Raw genomic sequence first — 10,019 nt, 5'->3', positions numbered from 1 at the left:
ACTCTGCCTGAATGTGTTGCTGTTGAAACTGTGATTGCTCTAGTTCTGCCTGAGTGTGTTGCTGTTGAGACTGGGATTGCTCTAACTCTGCCTGAATGTGTTGCTGTTGAAACTGTGATTGCTCTAGTTCTGCCTGAGTCTGCTGGAGTTGAGACTGGGATTGCTCTAACTCTGCCTGAGTGTGTTGCTGTTGAAACTGTGATTGCTCTAGTTCTGCCTGAGTGTGTTGCTGTTGAAACTGTGATTGCTCTAGTTCTGCCTGAGTCTGCTGGAGTTGAGACTGCGATTGCTTCAGTTTCCATCTATCTTCTAGAGTCTGACGATGAAAGAGTAATAAAGATTTTTCTCTGTCTAAAGGTGAATCGCTATCGGTTAGTTCTAAGGAAATTTTGCTGGGTACATCAGCCATTTGCTCCAATTCCTTCAGTAATTCAAAATACTGGGGAGCCGTATGCTGTAAGATTCGGACACTTGGGTGAGCCAAATCTATGTTTTTAAAAATTTTACTTTCATATATCTTTTGAAATTGGTGTTGAACCTCATTACTAATTTCTTGAGTAATTCCGAATTTGTCTCTTAGCAATTCAATTAACTGCTCTGGCTTCTGAGTAAGAGCATTTATACTGACTAGTACACAGCGTTTAGAATGTTTCTTATAAAATTCAACTATATGTCTATTATAGAAAGACCAAATTTTAAGAGCATAATAAGGATGTTGGGCAAAAAGTTTTGTAAAGCCATTGTTGGCAGAGATACTAACCCGGAAGATCGAGTCAGCTACTTCCCAAGGTAGACGGTAGACAAATATATAGTGTGCATCAGGAAGTAGTTCATCCCAGAAGTTTAGCATCAAAGAAGTACGTGGATCTTTCCAACCCCATATCTCCGCTTTCAAATAGCGATTATTGATTAAAGCTTTAGCTTCATCAAGATAGTTTTGAAACTTGTTATAGTCTAGAAATTCGCTTTCTGTCCAACCCCAATCTTGCCATCCTGGTTCATCAGTTCGACAGCTGTTTTGAAGAACTGAGCGTTGAAATTCCAAGAACTCTACATCTTCAAAATATCCCTTTACGTTAAAGCAGTCAGCTTGAAGAAGAACTTCTCCTAATTTAATACCAGCCGCTTCCAAAAATGAAGCAGTTAGAGAAGTACCGGAACGATGCATTCCTGTGATTATGAGAGTCTTTGGCATTTATGCAATAACTTTTGTTCTATTTTTTATATGCAAACTCTATCAAAATAATGAAACTGATTAAAGTTTACATTTACAGATAGTTATTTTATTTTGTTAGAATTCCTGTATTTTACAGTAAAAACATCTGCTCCTTTAATTACTGAGTAAAAATTACACTACTAATTTTGAATGCTGATTGTTAGATGGTGTAATAGACTTAGAATTAACCTTTGAAACGAAAGCTTCAGTTTGAAAATCTATTATGAGAGTTTCCAGTACATCATTTTCTGCCTGAACTCTAAACATAGCTGCATCAATAATACGATGAAGATATACTTCGGCTTCATCTTTTAGTCCATGAACTCCTGCATTAAAAAAATAAACTCCAGGCTGTAAAAAACATCTAAATCTAAATTGAACTTGGAGTATACTGCCCTGTTCTACACATTCAATTGCGTTTTGTGTAGTGTGAGACATAGCTCCCCCAATTTCTAATCCACTTACTGTTTTAATTAGCATTGCAAACCTAACTTTATATGAGGTCTGGTCAAACTTTATAGAGTAAGTATAAATATAGTCCTTGCGTCTGACCAGAAGGTTGACCTTCTTTCCCTCAAGCGTAGTAATATAAGGTTGTTTAATCTCTACACCACAAAGTACATAGGAGATTGTACTCTTAGGAACCATATGGGGATCGTATAGAGCCTGTTTTCGTAGGGGAAGGGAAAGTTTAGTTTCCGCATCCTTGGAATAATTTAATGATTTATTTTCCAGGTCTTGATGATCCATGCTAAGTAACTCTTGACGCAGAGTCTCTACTTTATCTGTTGGTGCATAAATTAATTTGTGATAGCTGGATACGACTAACTTAGGATTGCCTGATAAAATTAAATCTCCTTGATCTATCAAAACTGCTGAACTACAAAGTTCTATAACCGAAGTCGCTGCATGAGAAACAAAGAGAACTGTTCCACCTCGCTCTTGAACAGAGTGAATACGAGCAAAGCATTTGCGCTGGAAAGCCTCATCACCTACAGCAAGAGCCTCATCTACCATGAGAATATCAGGCTCGACACTAATCGCCACTGCAAATGCTAGCCTGATAAACATTCCACTAGAATAAGTTTTAACTGGTTGATCGATAAAATCTCCGATGTCAGCAAAAGCAGTAATGTCATCAAATTTTGCTTCTATCTCTTTCTGCTCTAAACCAAGTAAGCGACCGTTAAAAAATACATTTTGTCTTCCTGTAAATTCGGGGTTAAAACCGCTGCCAAGTTCTAAAAGAGCGGACACTCTTCCCTTTACCTTTACTTCTCCAGTAGTCGGTGTCAGGGTTCCCGCAATGATTTGCAACAACGTACTCTTTCCCGAACCATTTCGCCCAACAATTCCTATTGTTTGCCCCTTGGGAACTTCTAAATTAATGTCCCGCAGCGCCCAAAATTCATCTGCCCTAATTTTTCCGGGTAGCAAAATTTCCTTCAACCGATCTACCGGATGAGCATATCTCTTATAGCACTTCGAGACATTCTTCAGCGAAATGGCAATCTCACTCATTACACTACTATTGTTGAGCAATACCTAAAGGACATCAGCAAACGCTGGACGCAAACGTCGGTAAACCCATAAGCCGCAACAAAACGCCACCAAAGCAACTATTGAAGCAACTCCCCACTCGCCCCAGTGGGTAACTTCTCCAACTAATATTAAGTCGCGATAGACTTCCGCAATCGCTGCCAGTGGATTTAACCAAAATATCCAATATCGAAACCCTTCCGGAATCAGCGAGGCAGGATAGATGATTGGTGTTACATAAAACCAAAGATTCAAAACTACCCCTAGCGTCTGAGGGATATCCCGCAAAAACACGGTCAATCCTGCCGCCAAATACCCCAAACCAGCCGTCAATAACAACTGCGTTAGCCAAATTAAGGGCAACAGTGCCAAAGTAGAGTGTAAAGTTTGTGTCGCTACTGCCACCAACACAATCAACGCTGCCAAGCCGAGCGAACTTTCGATGAACATGGACAGAATTGGCACCAACGGCAACAAGGCTAGCGGAAATACTACCTTCTTCACTAAATTCGGCTGATTCACCACGGAACTAGCTGCTTGAGTTAACCCACCTGTAAATGCCGTCCAAGGTACCAACCCTGCAAACAACCACAGCCCAAAGCCAAGGCTACTATCTTCTGGCAGCCCCTTCAGACTTAATTTCACGTTCAAGACAATCGAAAATACGTAGGTGTAAATCAGCAATTGTGATAGCTGATTAACTATAGGCCACAAATTCCCCAGAATAGAGCCTTTATAGCGTGCCTCCAAGTCTCGGCGCACCAACGTCCGTAGCAGGTCAAATTTTGCCCACGTCTGTTCGCTGACAGGCAACCAACGTCTCGCCCTGCCAGCTTTACGGACAACTGTCTTCATCGACCTGAGCAACACTCAATCCCTCACTCGCTACCACCACACCAGTTTGCTTTTCCTTAGGAAGTAACAACAGATATTGAAGTTCCCACAATTAAGTCTGAGCAAGCTAGTTAAGATGAGTTAACATTACCGTCGCTAAGTCTAAGAGTCTACAAGAAAATCAAGAAAACGCAAGCTCTTTTCTCATTGATTTGATAATCGCTATCCAACTTACTCTCTTAAGCCTACACAGTATCCGGATCGACTCCCAGCGATCGCAACGGCTCTCCGTCAACCTGCCGTTCTTTCTGCCTATGACTTATTTGGACAGTTCTGAGTGAGGAAAGATTTTCATTTTGAGCGTTGTGAGCCAAACTCAGGAGGCTAGTTTGATTTTAGTGACCTTACTTAGTTCTGAAAACATCACTACCTCATAGAGGATCTCCATCGGAGGACTACCCCCCTAACTACTACCCTCTGGAAATAAATCCGTTGGAATCTAGATAGTCTAAAACTTTCTTAACAGAATCTTCTATCTCTTCCTCGTGAGTTTTCAGCCTCAAATCGGGTTGAGTCGGGATTTCATAGGGAGAAGAGATTCCGGTAAACTGGGAAATTTCTCCGGTTAGAGCTTTTTTATATAACCCCTTGGGATCTCTTTCAATACAAACTTCTACCGGACAGTCTACATATACCTCAATCAGGTTGGGCAAAGTCCTTCGGAGTTGCTCGCGAGCTTCCTGGTAAGGTGCTATCAAGGCTACCACTGCACTGATTCCATGCTTGTTGAGTAACTGACAGACAAATCCCACCCGCGATACATTGAGATTCCTGTCTTCTCTTGAGAACCCCAATCCTTTAGAAAGATTTGTCCGCACTACATCCCCATCTAGGAGTTCGCAGGGAACTAGCAACTCATCCAACGCTTTAACCAGTTCTACGGCGATGGTTGACTTACCTGCACCGGGTAAACCTGTCAGCCAACAGGTGAAACCTGAAGAACGAGATTTGTCCATTCAAACTCTGCTCGCTTATAGATGAAATGCTTAAACACTCAGATAACGCCCACAAGCTAAAGCCTGGGGCTACAGGTACAAAGCCTGCCGACCCAGGCTAGGTCGTTTTAGAAGGCAGGCGGGCTTTGAATGCAATAGCCCAAGGCTTCGACGCTTTAGGCTTAAGTTCTCCAAAACCCAAGCAGGATTTTCACACGACTCGGTCAAAATTGCTATAGCTGCCCTGCTTGATTTGAAATGTATAATTCTCGCAAGGATGGCTAATAATCCCCTAAACTGGGGGATGGTTTTATCACACTGTGAATTTGGAATGGAAATTGGGCAAAAAGTAAAGGTCTGTCGCCTTAGAGATCGAGTCTCCCCTGGAATTGTGAGTAAACTGGGAAAAGTGGGCACCATCAGAGACTTCAGGATGACTGATGGAAGCGGTGTTGGCGTTATCGTGCAGTTTGACGACAACTCAGCGACCTGGTTTTTTGAAGACGAACTGAGACCCGCCGAATAGGGCGAGAGGCAACAAGTAAAAAAGGCGCATGATTTTAACGTTTTTAGGTAAGGGCGGCACAGGTCGCACAACAGTGGCGATCGCTGCCGCCAAACAGCTAGCTAGCCAAGGAAGGCGCGTCCTTCTAATCGGACAAGACCCCAGCCCCACCTTCGGACTCCTCCTAGGGGCAACGGTGGGGGCTGACCCGCAAGAAGTTGGCGCTAATCTCCAGGCAGTCCAGTTACAGTCTACGGTACTGCTAGAACGGAGCTGGGAAGAGGTTAAACAGCTAGAGGCGCAGTACTTGCGATCGCCAACGCTAAAAAATGTCTACGGGCAAGAACTCAGCATCTTCCCTGGACTAGACCAAGCCCTGGCAATGAATGCGATCCGCGAATTCAACAATCTCGGCAAGTACGATGATATCGTCTACGACGGTAACGGCGATATCTCTACTCTGCGGATGTTAGGAATGCCAGAAAGCATTAGCTGGTATCAGCGCCGCTTTCAGAAAGTATTTCAGGAATCTGACCTGGGCAAAGCAATCTCGCCCTTCATTCAACCGATTACCAGCACGATCCTCAATGTCTCGTGGACGGCTGATAACCTCTCTCAACAACAACCTGCCAAACAAGCTACCCAACTCATAGAAGAGGGGAAAGCTGCCCTTGCCGATCCTAGCCGTGTTGCGGCTTACCTGGTAACAACAGACGCTCCAACAGCGATCGCTACTGCCAAATACCTCTGGGGTAGTGCTCAGCAAATTAGTCTCACCGTGGGTGGAGTTCTCCTTAACCAGGCATCGACCGTTGAGGCGATCGAGACAGAATTTGCTCCCTTACCTCTGAGTTCTATTCCTTCAGGCAATGGCACAGACTGGCAACCCCTGATGGATGCCCTGCCAGACTTTAAGCAAGCAATTCAAGCCCCCAAACCCCTGAGCATTGACACGGCTGCGCGTCAGGTACGCCTCTTTTTGCCAGGGTTTGATAAAAAACAAGTAAAGCTAACTCAGTACGGCCCAGAAGTCACCATAGAAGCCGGAGACCAACGGCGTAACATTCTCCTCCCTCCTCCCTTGAGCGGTCAACCTGTCAAAGGAGCAAAATTCCAAGACGGGTATTTAATTATTTCCTTTTAGTCATTGGTCAAGATTCGGGTAGGGGTGCACGAGGAGTGCGCCCTTACTTAAGAAAGACAAACTCGCTCATTAGGTCAGGATAGAAACAATCAATCCACGCAATTACACTCGTACCTAAAAGCAGTTGATAACCTTCTAGAGAGTAAAGGACTAACGACCAATGACAAACAACGAAGAACAGGCGATCGCGGACAAATCCGGCGATCGTAACGCTAGAACCCGGCAGCTACTAGGTATGAAAGGTGCTGCCCCCGGCGAGAAGTCCATTTGGAAAATTCGCCTGCAACTGATGAAGCCCATCACCTGGATTCCCCTAATTTGGGGGGTGGTCTGCGGTGCGGCTTCTTCGGGGGGATACACCTGGGCGCTAGAAGATATTCTCAAGGCGGCAACTTGTATGTTGCTGGCTGGCCCCCTACTGACGGGTTACACCCAAAGTGTGAATGACTTCTATGATCGCGACATTGATGCGATTAATGAACCCTACCGTCCGATTCCCTCTGGGGCAATCTCTGTTCCCCAAGTCGTTACCCAGATTTTGGTGCTGTTATTAGCCGGAATTGGTATTGCTTATGCCCTGGATTTGTGGGCGGGGCATGAATTTCCTACCCTCACCTGTCTAGCCTTGGGCGGTTCCTTCGTCGCTTACATTTACTCTGCCCCACCCCTAAAGCTGAAAAAGAACGGTTGGCTAGGCAACTATGCCCTTGGTGCTAGCTACATTGCCCTCCCCTGGTGGACAGGTCATGCCTTGTTTGGCGACCTCAACTGGACAATCGTCATTTTGACACTGTTCTACAGTCTGGCTGGGTTGGGTATTGCCGTTGTTAATGACTTCAAAAGCGTGGAAGGCGATCGCCAACTCGGTCTAAATTCCCTCCCCGTGATGTTTGGCGTCGGTACCGCCGCCTGGATTTGCGTGCTGATGATTGATATCTTTCAGGCAGGAATTGCAGGCTACTTAATCAACATCCACCAAAACCTCTACGCGGCTATTCTGCTGCTGCTGATTATCCCCCAAATCACCTTCCAGGATATGTACTTCCTCCGCGACCCCTTAAAAAATGACGTGAAGTACCAAGCCAGCGCCCAACCCTTTTTGGTTCTAGGAATGCTGGTTGCAGGATTAGCCCTCGGTCACGCTGGGGTATAAAAGTGCTCATAGCCTATACCTAATAATAAGCAGGCTGCCTATAACAGCCTGCGTAGGCAGACTTAGTTCCTATAGCCGAGACTTGAGTTGTTGGTGGGCTGGTATAAGCGGAAGTTCCCCCTACTTAGTAAGAAATTTGACGGTAAGCCTGAATCATTTGTTGGGCGATCGCCTCCCAGCTATAATTCTCCAACGCATACTTCCGAGCATTCAATCCCCGTCGCCTACATTCTTCCCCATCCAACAGCGCCTCTCGTAAGCGCTGCGTCAGCTCATCCACCTCACAACTGGCAATCCATCCCGCTTCTGCATCCCGTACTTCCTGCCAAATATGTACCTGGTCAGAAATTACCACAGGCGTCCCTGCCACCATGGCTTCTGCTACAGCAATGCCAAAGTTTTCATAGTAAGAAGGTAAGACAAACAGGTCAGCCGCTTGGATTAAAGCCGCTTTCAATTCACCTGACACAAAGCCTGTAATGGTTGTTCTCTCTACTAGCAGCGATGCCTTCACCCGTTGCTGTATCTGACTTTCGTAATCTGGATCTTGGGGATTAGTTCCTGCCAGAACAAAGTGAAAATCTTGCCCCTCCGCCAACAGCTTCTCCAAGGCTGGTAAGAGTAAATCCAACCCCTTTTTCGGGTCAATTCGGGACATGAACAGGACTAAAGGCTGTTCTGGAGGAATACCAAATTGCTCACGCACAGGAACAGGAGAGGATGCGGAAGGATAAACTCCCAGGGGAATCACTAAATCCGGTGTCTGAGTCCCAAAGCGTTCGGAAATCTTTGCTTCTTGGTCGCTAGTAAAGTGAATCGCCGCCGCGCCTGCTAAATTTGGTCGTTCCAGCAAGGTTGCATAAATCTGCTTCAATTGCCGTTTTTTGCGTAAATCCGCCGGGTCAAGGGTTCCTAACGGTCGCAGGATATAAGGTAAGTTCTTGTTACGCGCCACCGTCGCGGCTGCCGTACTTACAGGTGAAAACAGAGCGTGGATATGGGCAAGGTCATATTCCTGAGCGTGAGTACCTAACCAGCGCAGCAACTCCAGAGAGAATTTATAGCGACGGAACGGGCTGCAACGAAAGTATCGCACCTGATAGCCATCCTGCTCAACGGGTTTATTGAGGGGCACATCTAGTGGTGCTTGCCCGGCATCACCATTGGAGTCCGTTGTCAGTACCGTTACCTCAACCCCCTGGGATGCTAACGCTGAAGAAAGCCCCATGACCATCTGACTGGGGCCACCGTAAATCAGAGAAATTGAAGGGACAATTTGTAGAACCCGCATAGTTGTCGTTAATGGGGGATGGGTGAAGGATGAAGGATGAACGACTAGGCATGTTTTCACTCCTGCCACGTCCGATTCAGATCCCCCTTAAAAGGAGAACTTTGACTAAATTCTCCCCCCTTTTTAAGGGGATCTCTGGGGCAAGAAAACAGACCCTAGCCATTAGCCAACAACTGCTTGTAAAACTCTAGCTGCTGTTTGGCTAATGCTTGATTGGTGTACTGGCTCATCGCTTTTTCGTAGCCCAAATCTCCTAGTTTTTGAGCTAATTCTGGCTGTTCTATGAGTTGTCGCAGGCAGTTTTGCAGGGCTTGAACATCCTTTTCAGGAAACACTAAACCTGCCTCGCCAATTACATAGGGAATTTCTCCAGAGTCTGAGCCAATGACTGGTACTTTGGACGCCATCGCCTCAATCAGCACATGTCCAAACTGTTCCTTCCAGCCTGCTGCTGTGAGGGTTTTGAACTCATAGGTAGTCTCTGAAGGCAACACCAGCGTATCCATCACGTTGATATACTTAGGCACTTCATCATGAGGCACGCTTTCGACTAAAACAAGCTGGTCTTTGATGCCCCACTCGGCGGCTTTGTCCATCAAGACTGACTGCAATGGCCCTCGTCCTAACAAAAGCCACTTCCAAGGAAGCCCTTGCAGCCCTGCTAAGGTTTTTCCGAGGGTGAGCAAGCCCTTTTCTTCCACAAACCGCCCCACAAACCCGACTACAAATTCATCGGGTTGGATGCCCAACTGCTGTTTTAATTCTGGTTGCGATCGCGGACAAAATCGCTGTTCATCTACCCCTAATTGCGGCATCACTTTCACGGCACCCTGATAGCCGTGCTGCCGTAGCACCTCCACCCCATCCTGATTGCCAGAAATCAGTCCGTCAGTATGATGCAGGTTGTAGCCTTCCAATAAGGAGATGGGGAATTTCACGTCATAGGGCAAATTCCACCAGGTAAAGAAGACATTTTTCGCCTGTAGCCCCAACAACTTATTTAGCGTAATTAGTTGGGCGTAGCCTAATGCCTTTGCCCCTTGTTCCACTTGAATAATATCAGGGCGAAACTGGCGCAATAAAGCAACAATGTCTAATCCAAAGGTGAGCAATCCCTGATTATTTTGACTGAAGTTGGAAATCGGTACAACGCGAAATGAGCCTTCCTGACGCGGCGGCGTTTCAATAATTTTGTTCTGGACGCCACCGGGACGCCAGCGACGCGGAACAACCACCGTCACTTCAATTCCCGGTTCCAATCGGGCTAGCGCCCGTAGCTTCTCGCAGTTAAGGTCAACGATGTAAGAATGGCTGGCAACAAGAATTTTCATTGGTTTAGAGA

Annotated in this window: 9 protein-coding genes; 3 read left to right on the top strand and 6 right to left on the bottom strand. The window is 46.0% G+C overall.

Translation table 11 applies throughout. From position 1 onward, the window contains the following. The 4 genes from AC5JR3_RS09530 to cysC form a co-directional block, all read right to left on the bottom strand. On the bottom strand, window positions 1-1,195 hold a 1,195-nt coding region (locus AC5JR3_RS09530; RefSeq protein WP_495845302.1), incomplete at its 3' end, for a sulfotransferase family protein. A 153-nt stretch (window positions 1,196-1,348) separates the two neighbouring features. Then, window positions 1,349-2,737 (bottom strand): ABC transporter ATP-binding protein, encoded by a 1,389-nt coding sequence (locus AC5JR3_RS09525; RefSeq protein ID WP_495845300.1) that lies wholly within the window; start codon window positions 2,735-2,737, stop codon window positions 1,349-1,351. 24 nt (window positions 2,738-2,761) lie between these two features. Further along, on the bottom strand, window positions 2,762-3,610 hold the full coding sequence (locus tag AC5JR3_RS09520) for an ABC transporter permease (protein WP_495845297.1): 849 nt from the start codon (window positions 3,608-3,610) through the stop codon (window positions 2,762-2,764). 449 nt (window positions 3,611-4,059) lie between these two features. Further along, on the bottom strand, window positions 4,060-4,605 hold the full coding sequence (gene cysC / locus AC5JR3_RS09515; protein WP_495845296.1) for an adenylyl-sulfate kinase: 546 nt from the start codon (window positions 4,603-4,605) through the stop codon (window positions 4,060-4,062). A gap of 310 nt (window positions 4,606-4,915) precedes the next feature. On the opposite strand from cysC, the gene petP reads away from it, so the two are divergent. From petP to chlG, 3 genes are all read left to right on the top strand, one after another. Further along, a complete protein-coding gene (petP, locus tag AC5JR3_RS09510) occupies window positions 4,916-5,110 on the top strand; it encodes a cytochrome b6f subunit PetP (RefSeq protein ID WP_495845294.1) in 195 nt (64 codons plus the stop codon). A 28-nt stretch (window positions 5,111-5,138) separates the two neighbouring features. Beyond that, the gene (locus tag AC5JR3_RS09505; RefSeq protein ID WP_495845293.1) at window positions 5,139-6,233 is read left to right on the top strand and encodes a Get3/ArsA fold putative tail anchor-mediating ATPase NosAFP; all 1,095 of its coding nucleotides are present in this window, start codon (window positions 5,139-5,141) and stop codon (window positions 6,231-6,233) included. 160 nt (window positions 6,234-6,393) lie between these two features. Next, window positions 6,394-7,386, top strand: a complete 993-nt coding sequence (gene chlG / locus AC5JR3_RS09500; RefSeq protein WP_495845291.1) for a chlorophyll synthase ChlG — start codon at window positions 6,394-6,396, stop codon at window positions 7,384-7,386. A 124-nt stretch (window positions 7,387-7,510) separates the two neighbouring features. Here the strand turns inward: chlG and hpsP are convergent, their stop codons facing one another. Together hpsP and hpsO are read right to left on the bottom strand one after the other, a co-directional pair. Further along, complete coding sequence (gene hpsP, locus AC5JR3_RS09495) at window positions 7,511-8,677, bottom strand: hormogonium polysaccharide biosynthesis glycosyltransferase HpsP (RefSeq protein ID WP_495845658.1); 1,167 nt, start codon at window positions 8,675-8,677, stop codon at window positions 7,511-7,513. A gap of 155 nt (window positions 8,678-8,832) precedes the next feature. Then, entirely contained in the window at window positions 8,833-10,008 is a 1,176-nt protein-coding gene (gene hpsO / locus AC5JR3_RS09490; RefSeq protein WP_495845289.1) for a hormogonium polysaccharide biosynthesis glycosyltransferase HpsO, read from the bottom strand. Window positions 10,009-10,019 lie beyond the last annotated feature (11 nt).

Source organism: Kastovskya adunca (assembly GCF_059505785.1).
This window is presented reverse-complemented; position numbering and strand designations above follow the sequence as displayed.